The following is a 17,862-nucleotide window of genomic DNA, read 5'->3' on the forward strand; positions in this document are numbered from 1 at the left end:
AATTTATCGAAAAAAAGCCTTGAGAATAAATATTCTCAAGGCTTGGGGCGGGAATTTAGATTAATCGAAGATTTCGATGATGTCATGTTTGTGGATAAAGGTCATGTGACCCGTTTGGCCAATGTAGTTCGGCATTTGATCGCCATAATGCATCAGATAAATGAGTTTCTGAATCTCTTCTGGAAGGGTTAGAAGTTCGTCTAATGTTGAGTGAACAAAACCCGGTCCACTTAATTGACAATCGTGAAAAATGGTGTGACAATTTCTAGTGTGTATGATCTCGTTGATAAGTAGTTCCTTATTAAATTGCATGTCCGCGCTATAGAATGTTCGATGATTGATAAAGATCGAATAGTTAAGTTTCAGGGGAATATGAAGTGTAGGTATGATTTCAATATTAAGCTCAGGTGAGATTTCAAAAGGTATGTTCTCTTGCAGAAAGACAAGTTCGAAATAATCTTGGAGCTGGTTGAAGCCTTCCGCGGGATTATGTAGGCCGCCTTTTAAGGCATTCTCCCAAAGCATATGTGCTAATTCCTCAGTTAAGTAAAGCTTCGTTCGCTTCCTGTTATAATTAAAGAACAAACGAAAGGCTACTTCTTCAAGGCCGCCAATATGGTCAGCGTGAATATGCGAAATGAGGATACCATCTATTTGGTCCAGCTCAATACCGATTTCATTAAGTGATTTAGGAGTAGTAGATCCACAATCAATGAGCGTATTGGCGTTCGATGATCTGATTAATGCACTCGTATTGTAATACATTTTGGAAAAGGCACTGCCGGTTCCCAACATTTGAATTTGCAAACTCATTCAGCAGCCTCCAATTTTCGACAAAAATCCATCTTTTTCTAATGTAACATGGGAGGTTGCTGACTTTCAACCTAATATATGGGGAATTACAAAAAACGTAAAGCGAAAGTACTCGAATAGAAGGTGTTGATTTCTCAATGAATTGGTTGCTTATATCACTTATAATTTTGCTCATCCTGTTAGGTCTAATCGGACTTTCAACGTATGTAGGATGGCAGTTAACCCACCCAGAGCGGAAACCTGTAGATGATACACCCGAAAATTATTTCATGCAACGCATCGATGTTAAATTTCCAAGCCGGACGCCAGGTGTCATGCTAGATGGCTGGTACCTGAAGTCCCCTAACGCGCCATCCGCATCTGCTGCCATGACTGTCATCATGTCTCATGGATATGCGGGAACACGACTGGAGAAGGGACTCCCTGCTTTGTCGTTAGCTCAGGCGCTTGTGCGCACAGGTCATCATGTTCTCATGTTCGATTTTCGAAATTCAGGGCTTTCTGAAGGGAAGACAACGACGATAGGTTTGTTAGAAAAGGACGATATTCTCGGGGCGATAGATTGGGTGAACACGCACGCTAGCTGGCCAACGAAAATTACTTTACTTGGTTTTTCCATGGGCGGCACTTCATCTTTAATGGCTGCAGCGGAAGAGAAAGCCGTATCAGGTGTCATTACGGACAGTGCTTTTAGTCAATTAAGTCCCTACCTAAAAGAAAATCTACCTGTGTGGTCTAAGCTCCCGCGAATCCCTTTTACACCTCTGATTTTATTTATTCTGCCGAAGCTGATCGGTGTAAATCCACATGCCGTTGATGCATTAGCTGCCGTCGATCGTATTGCGCCAAGGCCTGTGTTATTCATTCATAGTCAGGACGACCCTGCTATTCCTTTCGAGAATAGTGTCCAAATGTATGAGCGACATCCTGAAGCTTTTGAGCTATGGCTCACACAAAATGCGGGGCACGTAGGCTCCTTTCAGCTGGAAACAGAAACGTATATTGCGCGTGTTCTGAATTTTATTGCAAAATTATAAAATCATCGCAACTCTTCATAACCATCGGCGTATAAAGATGCAGACAGACAGATGACTAACGAGGTTGGAGGTTAAAAAGAGATGAAAGTTCAGCGCATTTTTACATTGATGGTTGTGTTCTTTGTTTTAAGTACGGCTGCGGTGGTAGCCTCGTCGATATGGGGGGAATATAAAGGATATAATATCGCCAGGCTAGTCATTAACAATGAAACGAAGGAATTCGGAGATTCTGATGTTCCGCCTCTCATTGTGGACGGCAAGACAGTGTTGCCTTTACGTGCAATGAGCGATGCCTTACAGGCTTTGTTAAAGTGGGAGGATTCGAGTAAAACGGCCTACTTGTTCAAACCGAATGTACATATGTTCTTTACCTCGGAAGTTCGTAAGGATTCATCGATCGTTCCTTTCAGTGTTGTCGCACGAGGAGATGAAGTGAACTTCACTGTATTTACACAAGTGGATAACTTGAAAACGAGCATTAATTCCGTACGCGTTTCTATTGTTTCTCCAAGTGGAAGCAATGTGATTGCCCCTGTAGAGAAATCAATTTCAGATTCCAAAGAGTCGTTTTGGTTGAAAGTTCCTTTATATGGCGTTTCATTTGACGAAGCTGGCACGTATGTTGTTAAATTTGCTATGCAGCAAAGTGGAAGCAGCGAGTATTCGGTCGTTTCGGAAAAGCAAATTCAATCCGAGTAAAGCAAGAAGGTGTTATCTGGTTTGACCTCTTATTATGAAAATGTTAGGATATTTAAGTAACTTATTACTTTATGAAATGAGGTTCTGCCTGTGAGCGATGAGAAGCATGATCATGTGCACGGCCCGGACTGTGACCACGATCACGACGAGCAAGGGGAAGATGTTTTTATCGTAACGGACGAGAACGGTGTAGAACATGAAATGGTCATGGTATATACCTTCCAATCTCAGGAGCAAGCGTATGCTGTTTTACTTGATCGTAATGATCCTGAAGCAGATGGCGTCATTTTCCGCGTTGAAGAAGAGGACGAAGATGCTTTCCTCGTCAACATTGAAGATGAAGCAGAGTGGGAACGTGTAGTAACGATTTACAATGAAATCGTGGCTCAAGAAGGCGAAGAATAAGAGCTATACATAAGAACCCCCCTAGCAGAGTGATCTGTTAGGGGGGTTCTGTTTGTGTTTATTCATTTTCTTGGATTGAAGTACATAATTCTACCGTTAAATAGATGAAGTTCAGCTTTCAGAAGTTTACTCAGATATTTGCAGAATTCATTACCCTTGCTTTTGTCACCATGTGTGGCATTGTCGGGTAATACGAATTGCACGTACTGGCGCTCTTGCTCCTGGTTTTGTTCAGAACCGACCCCAACCACAATCGCATGGTATAAGGGATTGATGCCTTTCAGATAAAACCATTTGCCTTCGCCTTCCGGTTTCGTCTCAATCGTATAGGGGAATCCGGCTTCGTCATACTCCCAACCAAGCTGTTTGGCTGTATGGCTGAGTTGATCGCGATAATGCAGCAGCTTGTCCTTGAGTTCATCCAAGGTAAGTGCGGCCACAGTGGATCCTGTTACGAATTTAATATAAGCGCTTTGAGCCATTCCTTGATCACCTCATTCGCAAAACATCACCCATATCATAGCATCATGTAAACGGTTTTACAATATATCCCTCGTGGTAGAACCCTTAGAAGATCGCTTGTGTTTCTACGATGACTTTGACTTGTTGAACGCTGCGGTCTTCGGGCCCTTTGACAGGTAATCCGACTTCCACATGTTCAACAATGTAGTCGATCAACTCTTGTGTAATGACTTCACCAGGAAGCAATATCGGAATGCCAGGCGGGTATACATAAATGAACTCAGCAATGATACGATCAGCCGAGTCTTTGAATGGCAGAATTTCAGTTTCGCCATAGAAAGCATCGCGCGGTGTCAGGGTTAGCTGCGGTATAGCAGGAACCTTAATGACAACTTCTTTCACTTCTGCAACATCATCATTGATATGTGACAGTTCTCTTAAGGCCGTTAGTAAGATGTCGACATTCTCTTGCGTATCTCCGGGAGTGAAGAGACAGAGGATATTGTACATGTCACTCATCTCAACTTCGATATTGTAGTGATCGCGCAGCCAGTTTTCTACTTCAAAGCCCGTGACGCCTAGCTTACGGACGTGTACGCAGATTTTGGTAGGATCATAGGCGTAAGTGGCTTCTTCACCGAGAATTTCTTCCCCGAAGCAATAAAGGTTAGGAATCTCGTTGATTTGTTTTCTCGCATAGTGAGCAAGCTCGATTGTACGTTCTGCCATGTCGCGTCCATTAATAGCAAGATGTCGGCGAGATGTATCTAATGAAGCGAGTAAAATGTACGAAGTCGATGTCGTTGTCAGCATCGAGATGATCGTCTGGATTCGTTTCGGATTCACACGATTTCCTTTGACATTGAGCACTGAGCTTTGCGTCATGGAACCGCCAAGCTTATGTACGCTCGTAGCAGCCATATCAGCGCCAGCTTCCATCGCGGACATTGGCAGCTTTTCGTGGAAATGAGTAAGAACACCATGCGCTTCATCAACAAGAACTGGGATGTTATAGCTGTGAACCAGATCAACGATCTCTTTGAGGTTCGTACATACGCCATAATAAGTCGGATTGATGACAAGCACGGCTTTCGCGTCTGGATGTTTCTCGAGTGCACGGCGGACGGAGCGGGTCGGTATGCCATGATCAATACCTAAGTTCTTGTCGCGAGCAGGTTGGATAAAGACTGGCTTAGCTCCAATGAAAATAATTGCGGCTAGTACGGATTTATGGACATTCCGCGGCACGATAATTTTATCGCCTTCGGAACAGACCGTCATAATCATCGTCATAATCGCTCCGCTTGTGCCTTGTACGGAGAAGAACGTATGATCCGCGCCAAACGCATGAGCCGCCAGTTTCTGAGCTTCCTCGATGACGCCCATCGGTTGGTGGAGATCATCTAGCGGTGCTATATTGATGAGGTCGATGGACAGGGCGTTGTCGCCGATGAAAGCGCGAAACTCCGGGTCCATGCCGACTCCTTTTTTATGACCAGGAATGTGAAACTGAATTGGATTTCTTTCCGCATGCGCAAGCAATGCAGAGAACAGGGGTGTACGGGTATGATCCACCTGATTATCGCTTCCCTTCTATCGTGGATTGCTTGTCCTAAAGTTGCAACAAACAAAATGAGTATATCAAACTAGAGATTTCATGCAAGTTAATTTTTTCAAAATAGTTTGCTCCAAACGGGGTCAAACTAACAGTCAGATGTGTAAATAGGCAATTTAAAGGAGAAATCGGATGATTTGGATGCAAAAATGGCGGAAAAATCGGTTATTTTCCCCATTTGTGATGGAATTGTTAATTATTATGTTTGTCGTCGAATTTGTAAAGGGAGCGTTACTTTTAACCATTTTGCCGGTTTATATGAAAACGACGCTTGGTGCTTCTGCTTTTATAATCGGATGGACGCTTGCCGCCCAATATATTGGTGATAATGTATTACGTACACCCGTTGGGTGGATCATTGATAGGCTTGGATATCGTGTAACTATGCTAACAGGTGTTTTATTGACATTCCTGTCTGTTATCATTATGGCAATCACAACCCAGTATAGCTGGATGATTATCGGTTGTGCGCTGCTTGGGTTCGGGACGGCACCTTTATGGCCCTGTGTAATCACGGGAACGACAGAGGTAGCAGGAGATGATAGTAAAGCAACGATCATGAGTGTGGTTTATATGGCATGGCTATCTGGTGTGGGACTAGGTCCTGTGGCGATTAATTTCTTCGTTGGCGAAAATAACTACGCTTTTGCATTCAAGCTGCTAATTGGCTGTATGACGTTGGTCGTCCTTGTCGCTCTCATGCTTCCGCGTAAGCCGGCAGTAGGCGTACAGAGTGGTAGTCGTGAAGAGAAGAAGGTCACTACTATGTCGGGGCAAGTAAAAAGACATCGCTGGTTGAATAGTGTGTCTACCTATTTAAGCGAGGTTCGCAAATCAATGTCGGTTAGTCCGTTGATGTTTCCCGCTATGTTTGCGCAGACGTTCGCACTAGGGATTCTAACACCCATTTTAACGCTTTATGCGAAAGATGTATTGCAGCTTAGTTCCTTTCAATACAGTATGTTCTTGATCGCTGGCGGTGCGGTAACGGTCATTTTTCTGATTCCAATGGGCAAAATGGTAGACCGTTTGGGGATTCGCCCTTTTTTACTCATCGGATTTACGCTTAGTTCGGCAGCACTCCTGCTTTTTACTTACGTGAAATCGATGGGGATGCTGTACGCTTTGGTGGCGGTACTTGGCGCAGGATATGCATTCATTATTCCATCATGGAATGCACTGATTGCTTCCGCTATTCCTCCTGAGAAAAGAGGGGCAGTTTGGGGGTTTTTCCTGACGATTGAAGGGCTTGGGATGATCGTAGGCCCTATCGTCTCTGGGAAGCTATGGGACGTATATGGGTATCACGCGCCATTCCTGACGAGCGGCTTTGTACTCGCCTTACTGCTTGTTCTTCAAATGTTCATTTCCATCCCCAAAAAAGGTATGGTACGATAAGGAAAATGAATTGGTTTGGAGGCTTAACGCATCATGAATAAACAGATTGGAATCATCATGTTGTTGCTGATGACGATCTTTATTGGATTTGGGATTATCATTCCTGTGCTGCCGGAAGTCGTGAGTGGAGCAGGATCGAAGTTTCATAACGCATTACTCTTATCGGTGTATTCTGCGGCTTCCTTCTTGATGTCTCCGATCTGGGGCGGCTTATCAGATCGTATTGGCCGTAGACCGATTATCCTAATCGGATTATTAGGCTTTAGTGTGAGCTTCTTGATATTCGGCTTTGCGAATGATCAGCTATGGATCATGTATGTATCCCGTATTCTTGGCGGCTTATTCTCAGGCGCGGCAACGGCTTGTGCTGTAGCATATGTAGCGGATATTACAACGGCAGAGAATCGGACCAAGGGAATGGGTATGGTTGGGATGTCGATAGGCTTAGGCTTTATCTTCGGACCTGCCGTTGGCGGGATTGTCAGCAAATGGGGGACTTACACCCCGTTCTTCGTGGCTGCCGTGCTATCTTTTGCTTCATTCCTATTTGCTGCTGCGATTCTCAAAGAATCCTTGACGGTGGACAAGCGCAGATCCTCGAAGGAAAAAGCGCCTTCCCGCTGGAGTGCATTCGATGGTGCATCTAAATATCTGTATGTGTTATCGTTTTTCGTCTCTTTCACATTGGCAGGACTTGAGGCCACGCTTCAGTATTATCAAATGAACAAAATCGGCGCCACGCCGTTTGACATTGGGATGATGTTCCTCGCGAGCGGCATCGTTGGTGCCTTGATCCAGGGCGGCGTTGTACGCCGACTTGTGAAGCAAGGTGCCGAGCAGTTCGTCATCGGCATCGGTTTATTGCTCTCAGCAGCAGGCTTCTTCCTGCTGCTGTACTCCAGCAGCGTCGTAACCGCTGCGATTTACTTATCGGTCTTCGGCGCAGGGAACGCGCTGATCAGACCGTGTGTGACGTCGCTGATTACACAGCGCACGAAGGTTGGACAAGGCGTCGCGACAGGCCTCAGCTCCTCCATGGACAGCCTGGGCCGCATCGCAGGCCCACTCCTTGGCGGAGCGGCGTTCGCGATCGCGCATTCGCTGCCGTTCATCATCGGCGGCGTGCTCTGCTTAGCTGCGATCTTGCTGCTGCAGCGCTTCATTCTGGTTGATCGCCAAACTACTGCGCAGCGAGCGGTCTAGCTAGTGAAAAAAAGCTGCACATCCATTTCTCCTGAAGGAGAGGGATGTGCAGCTTTTTGTTTGCGCTTATTATAACCGAGGTGATAAGCCGTACATAATGAAATTGACGGTATAGTCAATTTCTCTCTCTTCATCCCACTCGGCATCGGGAACTAGTAGAAAACGGGCAATGAGAAACCCGATAATCGTGGAAACAATCAGCCGCATCGTAGTGGGTGTAGGGAGGTCAATGATTTGACCCTGATTCTGGAAATGCCGTATCGCTTTATAGGCCTTTTCCAATACTTGAACAGCTACCATGTCTTTAAATTGTTCGCGAAGCTCGTTGTGAAACGGAATTTCATGCATGAAGATTTTGATCACAGGAAAATGTTTGCGAGCAAATTCTAATCGATTCACGGTAATCGCACGTAAGAATGATTCAACGCTTGGATAATCAGCTTCCAAGACCTTGGTGAAATCTTTAACCGCAAACGGAGCAATGAGTTTGGTCATCATGGGAGCTACGATCGAGAGAAGCAGCTCTTTTTTTGTTTTGTAATGACGAAAGATCGTGCCTTCCGCAACGCCAGCCTTCTGGGCAATCTCGCTCGTTGAGGAGCCTGCAAAACCTTTCTCAGAGAAAATCTCCACGGCGGCTTGAACAATCTTAATCTGTTTATCGGTCATTTTCTCTTCTTCGTCGTTCAGACGCAGCAGTTCAGTTAACCACGGCTCGATATCGGACATTGCATTCACCTCTATATCTGTTCATAGAAATCCATCCATTATATCTTACGATGCTTCTTCAATGCCACAATATTCAAGATCATAAAGACAAGTGTAAATGACGCAAGTACGAGCACATCGAGCCAAATGCGATCCCAGCCTGCGCCGCGAATCATAATATTCCGCAAGGCGTCAGCTCCGTAATATAACGGCATCAAATGACCGATCCAGCGCAGGTATACGGACATCGTATCCAAGCTAAACAAGCCGGAGAAGAATACCTGAGGCACAATTATGAGTGGAATGAACTGAATCATTTGGAACTCATTGTTGGCAAAGGCAGAAATCAGCGTTCCCAAGGAGAGTGCAGACAGAGCGAGCAACAGGGTAATAAGCAGGACATACCAGAAGGAGCCTACCAACATAAGGCCGAGTACACTGGTTGCAAACCAAGCAATAAGTGTAGCTTGCAAGGTGGTAAAGATTCCGAAGCCAAGAATATATCCGACAACGATCTCCCAGCGACGTAAAGGGGTAGCGAGTAATCGTTCCAAGGTTCCACCGGTACGTTCTCTCAAGAACGACACACCTGATAGCAGGAATACGAAAAAGAAGACAAAGAATCCAATGAGTACGGGGCCGAAATTATCAAAAGCGGCCATATCAGCTGCACCGTGTAAATACGTTATTGTAGGTGTGAGAGCTGTTGCGGTGCCAGCGGGGGCTGCGCTCTGTAATGCCTTTTGCATCAAGAAGAGTACAGCTTTATTCTTGGTTGGATCACTGCCTTCCAGTGTCAGTTGCGGCGTAGTTCCATTCATGGTAATCACCGCATCTAAGTTGACATTATTCAATTCCGATTGGGCTTCCTCTGCTGAATAGACGGTAACCTCCGCGTTCAACTCTTGCAGCTTCTGAATAAGTGGGGCAGGGACATTAACGGCTCCGAGCTTAGGGGCATAAGTGTTGCCGTTGAATACTAAGGACATCATGAACAAGATGAGCATGGGGGCAACCAGCATCATCATGAGTGTGCGTTTATCATGGAAAAATTGGCGAAGGATGCGAATGACAATGGCCCGAATTCTCATGCGGTAGCACCTCCATACACTAGGAATGCTTCTTCAATGGTGGAGGAGGAGGTTGCTTTCTTTAACTCCTCTGGCGTACCTATAGCAGTAAGACTGCCGTCACGAATCATGCCCAGCTGATGGCATTTGTCGGCTTCATCCATGACATGTGTGGTCAAAAGAATGGTAGTACCCTTTTGGCTCAGATTCGTTAGCTCCTGCCATATCGATTTACGCAAGACAGGGTCAATCCCTACCGTCGGCTCATCGAGAATGAGTATGCTTGGCTCATGAAGCAAGGAAATGGCAAGTGATAAGCGTCGCTTCATTCCGCCCGAATAGTTGCTGACTTGCTTTTTCAAATGATCGCTTAAATCAACAAGCTCCATGACAGCTTGAATACGTTGCTTACTTTTGGTTCCTTTGAGTCCATATAAGGCTGCGAAAAACGCCAGGTTCTCCTGCGCAGTTAACTCGGCATATAAGGCATCTGATTGTGCCATATAGCCGATTTGCGAGAGCATAGAGAGCTGTGGCATCTTCTGGCCGAGCACGTGCACCTGACCGGATGTAGGGGTGTCAATACCTGCGATCATACGTACAAGCGTTGTTTTGCCAGATCCAGAAGGACCCAGGAGTCCAAAAATTCGCGCACTAGGTACCGCAAGTGTAATATCTTTCAAAACCGTTTTCTCTCCAAATTGCTTGCTGACCCCTTGCACTTGAATCGATGTGGCGGACGTCATAGCCTGCACCTCTTTCGAATAATAGTAAAGTGAGTAATCACTCATTTTTAATCTGCAATCATCATACGACAAATGTATGCCATTGAGAAGTGAGTAATCACTCATTTTCCGAAAATAAGATAGCAAAAAAGAGGCATTCCGTAGAATGCCCCTTTTGTTATTCTCTTGAAACTTACTTTTTCGCCTTTGGTTCCATTTTGTGATCAACCCACTTCTCGATGGATGGTGTTAATTGATCCTTGATGGATACCACTAACTTGTCTTTGGAAATACCCTTCGCTTGCGCAATCTCAGCCAAAGACTTACCAGCATGCAACTGCGTTCGGAGCTCGTCCTTCGTCATGCCTAGCGATTTGGCGAGTTTCTCCGTATCTGGTTTTAATCCGAATTTGTGCTTGCCGTGTCCGGGATGATGCGCTAACAGGTTCTTCTCATTGAGAATGAACTTGAGGTGCTCCCCGAGCTTTTGCTTCATGTGATCGCCTTGATCCGTCGTTAGCTTGCCATCTTTCACGGCCGCTTCAATCTTCGTCGTCCGCATTTGTTGGAGCTTCGCGGTTAAATCAGCTTCCGAGATTCCTTTTTCTGCGGCGAATTCAACAATGCTTTTACCGCTCTTTAGCGATTTGAAGAGGACTTCTTTGTCGACACCGATAACCGTGGCGGATTCTTCAATAATGGGCCACTTCCGTTTATGATGTCCGCCTTGTCCATGCTCATCAGTTTGTTGCCACCTAGCGGTTGGCTGCTCGTCAGAATCAGGGTTTTGTGCGACAGCCGTAAGGCTCCCACCCAAGATACAGGTGAGTGCGATCGAGCTGATAAGCAGCTTTCTCATGTTGATGTTTTCCAATGTATGCGAGGCCTCCTTTCCTGTTATTCGGAAATACAGGACTTAGTCTGCGCAGGAATGCCTCGTTTTAGTTGAATTTAACCTTAATTTAACATAAATTTTTGCTGAAATTAGAGTGATGGCGTGTCCACTGCAAGCTTGTACAAAGGTAATAGTTTTTCGAAGGTTTGTTCGATCAAGCGCTCGAGTTCTGCGGGATTAGCTAACACAGGGTCATCGAAGCTGAGGTTTCTACCGATGAGCAGCTCGGCTTTTTTGACATCCCGGAAACGAATAAGGGCTTCATTCCAGCCCGTCGTGTCGAGTTTAGACACGGGTGTTGCATCTTTTTTCATATGATCAAAAGATAGAAGGAAATCAGCAGGAATCTCATCGCGAATCTGCTTTAAATTGTTCATGTACGTCTTTGCGATATTACCCTTGTTCGGAAGTTCATAGATAAGTGCAAGCCAGATAAAAACGCGATCATCAAAAAGTCCGACTTGGAAGTGAGGAACCTGCTTGTATCCGCGCTTATTAGGGCAGATTGYCATCCAGGTATCAACAGGGKGATTGATTTTACGACGTAAATGCTTGGCAATATGCAGGAACATCTCTGTACCAGATTGCACGGATAATTCTGCTGTTAAAAGATCACCTAGCGCTTTAAATTTAGGTTGAATTCTTTCGCGAATGGCAGCCATACGCCCGTCTAACCCTTCGATAGAAAAGGTATCGAAATCGTGTTGTGTAAATCCTATAAAACTCATAATAAGAGATCCTCATTTCACATGCATGTTTTTCAATTATTCTAAAGCAAATGAACCCTTCCCGCAATGCATGGGGGAGTTTCGTAGATAGGTTTACATAGGTCAAAAGATTGAAATTGTCGAATCGAGCAGGGAAATTCAGGAATTTGTCGAATTCTACAGTCAACGAGCTTTGGAAAGGTACAGGAGGAATGGTTATGAAGAAGATGCCGAAATGGTCAAAAGTTGCAATCATCGGAACACTAATGGGAACATGCTTCGGGGCAGGTGTATATGCACAGGATGTGCTTCAACGTGTCGATGCGTATCTCCGAAGTGATTATAAGGTTGTCGTCAATGGACAAGCCGTACAGCTTGCAAATCCGCCGTTGATTTATAATAATTCGAGTTATTTGCCTGTGAAGGAATTAGCTGGCTATCTGGGTGCTGTTGTCAATTGGGCGGAGAGTACGAAGACGATTTATGTGAATTCGCGGGTGAATCCGAATCAGCCAACAGAGGGTAATCAAACGAATTATTCCGAAATTGTGCTGCAATACCCGTATGCGCAATATATGGATTTTCGTGGGGCCACGTATCCCGTGCTGATAAATAGAGGAGATCAAACGTATTATCGGTTAAGCGATATTGAGCGAATGGGCATTAGCACGGATGGCTTGCGGAAAGCGAAGGAGAAATATACGGAGCAGCTATATGTTAGCGAGGCGGAATTGAGTAAAGTTTGGGGATATGAACCTCCGCAAATGTCCTATTCTAATTACGAACCATTCGTCGTAAGTGGAGAGAAGGATCCGAAAAAGCTGAAAGTATTGAAAGAGTTTGTAGATCAATTCCGGTATTTACAATTGAGTGATATTGTCATCATGTCGAATCCTATCATCATTGATAAATTGACAGAAGAAAATACTTATAGTTATTTAATGTCAGATAATGGTCATTTCTATCGAACGACCATCAAGTTAAATCAAATAACCAAGGCCGATTCGAATGTAGAGTATTCTGTACAAAGTTCCTCAAAAGAAGACATCGAGGCTGGAAAGTGAACGAGGTAACCAACTAAAAGGGCAGCTCCTGAAGGAAGGGGCTGCCCTTTTGTATCGGATGAGTATTAAATAACGAAAGCACTAGTGATAATAACTAACAAAATGAAAAGTACCAAAACTCCTGCAGCTGCCGAACCGCCGCCAACGCCACAAGCGCCACCAACTCCACCTACGCCATAACCCATATCATTCACCCTCTCTGTCTAAGACCTGTTCAGCCACTTTCGAAATAGCATATGGATTTATGTACGGGATGGAATGGGCCATTGACGACATCTCAAGTGATTGTGCTCGTGTCCCTAGTCAGGTGCGGATTTTGCCAGGATATGTGGTATAATGATCGAATGGACATTGAAGGGAGCATGGTTAAAGGATGACAGCAAACGAGGTTGCAGAGTGGATGCTTAATGAACTGAAATCGGCGGGAATTTTGTATCAGAAGGACGCCGTTGACTATATTCTTAAGCATTTTGGGGAATCCTATATTTATGTCAATGACAATGGCAATCAAGCGATTTCCAAAGAGGTTAAGAAAACCTTCAAAAAATTGCATGGCGGTAAAGCCGCATGGGAACGCGATGGCTTTTTCTGGGGCTGGCATTAATCATAGTTTTGACTGAACATGGGCTGTAGCTGATGGCAAACAGGCATCGGCTTTTTTGTGCGTTTTCTTTTAAAAAAATATCCATAATCCAAGTTGCTAAAACATAGAATTCATAATAAGATAACTGTAAGAACACAAGTTGTCTGAATATTTAAATAAATGGTATTGCGCCAATTATGGAGGGGATTGCCGTGAGTAAGAGTCATGAAGTGGAGTATTGCAACCTAGAGTTACGATTTGATCGCCGGCTAATCCGGAACTTCATCAAAGCACTTATTCAAGAAGGATATTCGCTGTACTGGAATGAAAGTGAACTTCAGTTTATCATTTCTATTCGAACTGGGCGCAAGCTGATAAAGCTGAAATTCGAACGAATTGGCGAGAAGTATAAAATTGTTGGCAATTATTCATTTAAGGATGAAAAGCTGGCTGAAATGATGGAGAAGCTGATCGGAGATACACRCGGTCATGCTGTAGTTAAAAGATTTAAGGATCGGCAAATTCTCATTGAGAATATTATGTTCGGAGAAATTATCCGCATGGTAGAGATTAGCGGAATCGAGCATAAGGTGCTGTATCAGAAGGAGCCTGCTGTGACCGTAGAAGAAGTCATGCAAGCACTAAGATCGAAGAGGACGGATGAACGCATCCCTATTTTGCGAATGGAGCTTGATTATGAACTAGCTACGCTGCAAGATGCACTCGCATCCGGGGATACCAAGGCCGCGATGGAAAGTAAAGTCAAATTGATTGAGATGAGACAAGAAATGCTTCTATTGGAGATGTGAGAATGAATAGTGTGCTGGGATAAAAGAGAGCCTGTATGAACGTATACGGGACTCTCTTTTGTGTGTTTTTAGGGGATGCGGAATTTTGACTTGTGTATTCAAGAAGCTTCGCATATAATTTTTTTATAAAAGTTAAAGCGCTTATACTTTCGGAGAATCACAGGAGCTGAATACATGAAAGTAAGTATATTCGATGTAGCGAAGAAGAGTGGTTTATCTGTGGTCACTGTTTCTCGTGTTATTAATCAAGCTGGTACGGTGCGAGAAGGGAACAGACAGAAGGTCCTGCAGGCAATGAAAGAATTGGATTACCAACCTAATGCAGCTGCCCGCAGTTTAGCAAGAGGAAAGACTGGCATTATCGGTGTGGCCATCTCCAATCTCAATGATTCTTTCTTTGATGCCGTAGTTAAGGAAATGAACGATCGTTTGGCAGAGCGAGGTTACTTCCTTGCCTTATCGATCTCGAGTGATGTATTCACATCCTTCGAGAATTCATTATTTCAAGAGGATCGCGTGGATGGACTCATTGTCGTATCTCCAACGAATGAAGACGCTTATGTTGCTGAATTGCGCAAAAAGAAAATCCCATTTGTACTCCTCGATAATCAGCAAACACATGAATCCGTATCCTCCGTCATTATAGATAATTTCAAGGGAGGCTATGAGGCGACCAAGCACTTGATTGAGCTTGGGCATACGGAAATCGCTCATATTCGAGGTTCTCAACCGTTTTTGAGTAGTGCGGAACGGGAACGAGGATACATTTACGCCATGCAAGAAGCGGGTTTGAACAATTTGTGGATTCAGCAAGGGGAGTTTAGCATATCCTCTGGTTACGAAATTGCAGATACTTGGATCCGTAACGAGAAAATGCCAACCGCTGTGTTCGCGGCAGATGATTACATTGCACTTGGCTTTATGGATGCATGTAAAACAGTAGGCTACCAAATCCCGCATGATATTTCGATCATAGGATTTGATGATCAATTATTCGCTTGCGAATTTCGTCCGTATTTAACAACTGTGCGTCAGCCTGCTATCGAGCTTGGGCGCTCGGCTGTAGAGGAATTAATGCGTTGGATTGACGGTGTAACAGAAACACATCAAACGATAAAATTGATGCCAGAGTTAGTGGTGAGACAAACTACGGCAAGGAGACAGCATAGATGACGTATTATTTGGGCGTAGACGCAGGAGGCAGCAAAACATATACCCTTGTAACGAATGAGAATGGGCAGGTTATTGGCAAAGGGCATAGTGGAAATGGCAATCACCAACTAGGGGTTGATCGGGCGAGAAACAACATTACCAGCTCAGTCGAGATGGCCTTACAAGCGGCAAATTTAACGCGCGCTGACATTACCTTTGCTTTTTTTGGATTAGCAGGCGCAGACCGGCCTATCGATTATGAGGTGCTTCGCCCCTTGATCAAGGAGCTTGGATTTGCCAAGTATGCGATCGATTGCGATACGATGATTGCGTTGCGTGGAGGCACTTCACAGCCATTCGGCGTTGTATTGATATGTGGAAGCGGTACGAATAGCGCAGGAAAAAACCGTCAAGGGGAATTTTACCAATGCGGAGGCTTTACCTATGCGTTCGGCGATTTTGGCGGAGGAGGGACATTGGCTGTTGAAGCGTTTCGTTCGGTCATTCGCGCATGGGATGGCCGTGAACGCCCTACCTTGCTGACGGATCTCGTACTTAAGGGACTTGGCTATTCAAAAGTGGATGACATGTTTGATGATTTCATGGATCAGGAAAAGCTCATTCCATTACATCTGACCAAGCTATTATTTGAAGCCGCTAAGCTAGATGATGAAGTGGCGCTGCGTATTCTACGCATTCAGGGCGAAGAACTGGGCAAGTCTGCGACTGCGGTAATTAAGCGACTTCGCATGCAAGATGAACAATTTGACGTTGTCCTTGCTGGGAGTGTAGTCACCAGAGGTAAAGGTACCTTTATTCATCAATACATCGAACAAGCGGTTCTGGCTGTTGCGCCACAAGCAACTGTTGTGAAATTAAGTGTTGAACCGGTTGTAGGCGCTGTTTGGCTTGCGATGGAAGCAGAGGGACATGCTCTAAGCGAGGAAGCCTACGCTAATCTTAAAACAATTTCAAATTATGAGGACATACTTATAAACTAGAGATGGGACGTGAGTGGAATGAAAGGTGCCTTGAAAATTGCAATTATTGGTGGAGGTTCATCTTATACGCCGGAAATCGTGGAAGGTTTCATTAAGAATTACGAGCAGCTGCCTGTCAAAGAGCTATGGTTTGTTGACGTTGAGGCGGGTAAACATAAGCTGGAAATCGTCGGTAATCTGGCGAAAAGAATGATCGAAAAGTCAGGCTTGCCAATCGATGTATACTTAACCTTAGATCGCCGTGAAGCGATAAAAGATGCAGACTTCGTAAGTACACAAATGCGTGTAGGCTTATTGGAAGCTCGCAAATGGGATGAGCATATCCCGAATAAATATGGTGTAATTGGTCAGGAAACGACGGGGCCAGGCGGGATGATGAAAGCGCTCCGGACGATTCCTGTGCTTTTAGATATTTGCAAGGATATCGAGGAGCTAAGTCCGAATGCATGGCTTTTGAATTTTACGAACCCAGCAGGAATGGTAACAGAGGCGATTCATAAACACTCGAAGGTGAAAAGCATAGGCCTATGTAATGCGCCAATCGGTTTGCACAAATGGTTGATGAAGAAATATAACGCTGCGCCGGAGCAGATTTATACCGAGTTCGTCGGTTTAAATCATCTTCACTGGGTGACTCGTGCTGAGATTAACGGTGAAGATAAACTTAGTGAACTTCTAGATAAAAGAGAAGATTACAGCGGCAAGAATGTTCCCGCAACCGAGTGGGATGCCGATTTCCTCCGCTCACTTGAAGCGCTGCCTTCCTACTATTTGAAGTACTTCTATCTGAAGGACGTGATGCTTCAAGAACAACTGGCTTCGCTGAAGGAGAACGGCACGCGAGCTGAAGTTGTCAAACGCGTAGAAGATGAACTATTTGTGCTATATAAGGATCCTAATTTACAGGAGAAACCGAAACAAATAGAACAGCGCGGCGGCGCCTATTATTCAGAAGCCGCAGTGAATCTAATGATCTCGCTCTATAATGATAGACGGGACATTCAGACGTTGAATGTTAGTAACAATGGGATCATTGATTTCTTGCCAAACGATGCCTGCATTGAAGTCAATTGCGTCGTGACAGGTCAAGGACCCGTACCCATGGGGTTAACCAAGGTTCCTGAGCATGTGAAGGGACTTATCCATGCGGTCAAAACCTACGAGCAATTAACAATTGAAGCGGCTGTCACGGGAAGTCGTGACCTTGTTCTTCAGGCACTCGTTCATCATCCGCTAGTGCCTTCTGTTTCCGTTGCCAAGACATTGATGGATGAGATGCTAGAGCAGAATCGTCCGTATTTACCGGCCTTTTTCAAAGAATAATACGTGAAGAACTCCCTGAGAAGGGAGTTTTTTTGCATCATAAAAAGACTATTGTTAACGTGTGCATAGATGTGATATGCTTCAGATAGAGGTGAAGGCATGAGCGCAACCATTAAGGATATTGCGAAGCTCGCGGGTGTATCGCACACAACGGTTTCCAGAGCGTTGAACAACAGTCCGCTCATCCAAGAGG

Annotated in this window: 21 protein-coding genes; 12 read left to right on the forward strand and 9 right to left on the reverse strand. The window is 44.8% G+C overall.

Translation table 11 applies throughout. The features are described 5' to 3' along the window. Window positions 1-60: 60 nt before the first annotated feature. Window positions 61-813, reverse strand: a complete 753-nt coding sequence (locus tag AC1DVJ_RS26910; RefSeq protein ID WP_477595215.1) for an MBL fold metallo-hydrolase — start codon at window positions 811-813, stop codon at window positions 61-63. 137 nt (window positions 814-950) lie between these two features. On the opposite strand from AC1DVJ_RS26910, the gene AC1DVJ_RS26915 reads away from it, so the two are divergent. The 3 genes from AC1DVJ_RS26915 to AC1DVJ_RS26925 all read left to right on the forward strand — a co-directional run bounded on the left by AC1DVJ_RS26915 (window position 951) and on the right by AC1DVJ_RS26925 (window position 2,954). Continuing rightward, window positions 951-1,850 (forward strand): alpha/beta hydrolase, encoded by a 900-nt coding sequence (locus AC1DVJ_RS26915; protein ID WP_477595217.1) that lies wholly within the window; start codon window positions 951-953, stop codon window positions 1,848-1,850. A gap of 81 nt (window positions 1,851-1,931) precedes the next feature. After that, window positions 1,932-2,549 carry a stalk domain-containing protein gene (locus AC1DVJ_RS26920; RefSeq protein WP_477595219.1) on the forward strand — a complete coding sequence of 206 codons (618 nt, stop codon included), beginning with the start codon at window positions 1,932-1,934 and terminating at the stop codon, window positions 2,547-2,549. A gap of 90 nt (window positions 2,550-2,639) precedes the next feature. Continuing rightward, window positions 2,640-2,954, forward strand: coding sequence for a DUF1292 domain-containing protein (locus AC1DVJ_RS26925; RefSeq protein WP_477595221.1), 315 nt, complete (start codon window positions 2,640-2,642; stop codon window positions 2,952-2,954). A 62-nt stretch (window positions 2,955-3,016) separates the two neighbouring features. On the opposite strand, the gene AC1DVJ_RS26930 is transcribed toward AC1DVJ_RS26925, so the two are convergent. Beyond that, window positions 3,017-3,436 (reverse strand): DUF1885 family protein, encoded by a 420-nt coding sequence (locus tag AC1DVJ_RS26930; protein ID WP_477595223.1) that lies wholly within the window; start codon window positions 3,434-3,436, stop codon window positions 3,017-3,019. Between the two features lie 85 nt (window positions 3,437-3,521). Next, window positions 3,522-4,991, reverse strand: a complete 1,470-nt coding sequence (locus tag AC1DVJ_RS26935; RefSeq protein ID WP_477595225.1) for an aminotransferase class I/II-fold pyridoxal phosphate-dependent enzyme — start codon at window positions 4,989-4,991, stop codon at window positions 3,522-3,524. 172 nt (window positions 4,992-5,163) lie between these two features. Between AC1DVJ_RS26935 and AC1DVJ_RS26940 the strand changes: the two genes are divergently transcribed. Then, entirely contained in the window at window positions 5,164-6,429 is a 1,266-nt protein-coding gene (locus tag AC1DVJ_RS26940; protein ID WP_477595227.1) for an MFS transporter, read from the forward strand. Between the two features lie 33 nt (window positions 6,430-6,462). Next, entirely contained in the window at window positions 6,463-7,632 is a 1,170-nt protein-coding gene (locus tag AC1DVJ_RS26945) for an MFS transporter (protein ID WP_477595229.1), read from the forward strand. A 69-nt stretch (window positions 7,633-7,701) separates the two neighbouring features. Here the strand turns inward: AC1DVJ_RS26945 and AC1DVJ_RS26950 are convergent, their stop codons facing one another. From AC1DVJ_RS26950 to AC1DVJ_RS26970, 5 genes are all read right to left on the reverse strand, one after another. Then, on the reverse strand, window positions 7,702-8,361 hold the full coding sequence (locus AC1DVJ_RS26950) for a TetR/AcrR family transcriptional regulator (protein ID WP_477595231.1): 660 nt from the start codon (window positions 8,359-8,361) through the stop codon (window positions 7,702-7,704). A 38-nt stretch (window positions 8,362-8,399) separates the two neighbouring features. Beyond that, window positions 8,400-9,431 carry an ABC transporter permease gene (locus AC1DVJ_RS26955; protein ID WP_477595233.1) on the reverse strand — a complete coding sequence of 344 codons (1,032 nt, stop codon included), beginning with the start codon at window positions 9,429-9,431 and terminating at the stop codon, window positions 8,400-8,402. Further along, on the reverse strand, window positions 9,428-10,156 hold the full coding sequence (locus AC1DVJ_RS26960; protein WP_477595236.1) for an ABC transporter ATP-binding protein: 729 nt from the start codon (window positions 10,154-10,156) through the stop codon (window positions 9,428-9,430). The genes AC1DVJ_RS26955 and AC1DVJ_RS26960 overlap by 4 nt, the downstream gene beginning before the upstream one ends. 172 nt (window positions 10,157-10,328) lie before the next feature. Further along, entirely contained in the window at window positions 10,329-11,009 is a 681-nt protein-coding gene (locus AC1DVJ_RS26965) for a hypothetical protein (protein WP_477595238.1), read from the reverse strand. Window positions 11,010-11,119: 110 nt separating this feature from the next. After that, window positions 11,120-11,758, reverse strand: a complete 639-nt coding sequence (locus tag AC1DVJ_RS26970) for a YktB family protein (RefSeq protein ID WP_477595240.1) — start codon at window positions 11,756-11,758, stop codon at window positions 11,120-11,122. Between the two features lie 197 nt (window positions 11,759-11,955). Here AC1DVJ_RS26970 and AC1DVJ_RS26975 point away from each other — a divergent pair, with 197 nt between their 5' ends. Next, window positions 11,956-12,801, forward strand: coding sequence for a stalk domain-containing protein (locus AC1DVJ_RS26975; protein ID WP_477595242.1), 846 nt, complete (start codon window positions 11,956-11,958; stop codon window positions 12,799-12,801). A 65-nt stretch (window positions 12,802-12,866) separates the two neighbouring features. Here the strand turns inward: AC1DVJ_RS26975 and AC1DVJ_RS26980 are convergent, their stop codons facing one another. Further along, on the reverse strand, window positions 12,867-12,986 hold the full coding sequence (locus tag AC1DVJ_RS26980; RefSeq protein WP_084224581.1) for a sporulation protein YjcZ: 120 nt from the start codon (window positions 12,984-12,986) through the stop codon (window positions 12,867-12,869). Window positions 12,987-13,174: 188 nt separating this feature from the next. Here AC1DVJ_RS26980 and AC1DVJ_RS26985 point away from each other — a divergent pair, with 188 nt between their 5' ends. From AC1DVJ_RS26985 to AC1DVJ_RS27010, 6 genes are all read left to right on the forward strand, one after another. Beyond that, window positions 13,175-13,405: a DUF6953 family protein gene (locus AC1DVJ_RS26985; RefSeq protein WP_477595245.1), complete on the forward strand. Its 231-nt coding sequence runs from the start codon at window positions 13,175-13,177 to the stop codon at window positions 13,403-13,405. Between the two features lie 191 nt (window positions 13,406-13,596). Beyond that, entirely contained in the window at window positions 13,597-14,193 is a 597-nt protein-coding gene (locus AC1DVJ_RS26990; protein ID WP_477595247.1) for a hypothetical protein, read from the forward strand. A gap of 174 nt (window positions 14,194-14,367) precedes the next feature. After that, on the forward strand, window positions 14,368-15,366 hold the full coding sequence (locus AC1DVJ_RS26995) for a LacI family DNA-binding transcriptional regulator (RefSeq protein ID WP_477595249.1): 999 nt from the start codon (window positions 14,368-14,370) through the stop codon (window positions 15,364-15,366). After that, the gene (locus tag AC1DVJ_RS27000; protein WP_477595251.1) at window positions 15,363-16,346 is read left to right on the forward strand and encodes an N-acetylglucosamine kinase; all 984 of its coding nucleotides are present in this window, start codon (window positions 15,363-15,365) and stop codon (window positions 16,344-16,346) included. The genes AC1DVJ_RS26995 and AC1DVJ_RS27000 overlap by 4 nt, the downstream gene beginning before the upstream one ends. Before the next feature lie 18 nt (window positions 16,347-16,364). Then, entirely contained in the window at window positions 16,365-17,669 is a 1,305-nt protein-coding gene (locus AC1DVJ_RS27005) for a 6-phospho-beta-glucosidase (protein WP_477595253.1), read from the forward strand. A gap of 99 nt (window positions 17,670-17,768) precedes the next feature. After that, window positions 17,769-17,862: LacI family DNA-binding transcriptional regulator (locus AC1DVJ_RS27010; protein WP_477595255.1), on the forward strand; the 94-nt coding region annotated here is incomplete at its 3' end.

The organism is Paenibacillus sp. P4_A9 (assembly GCF_056402415.1).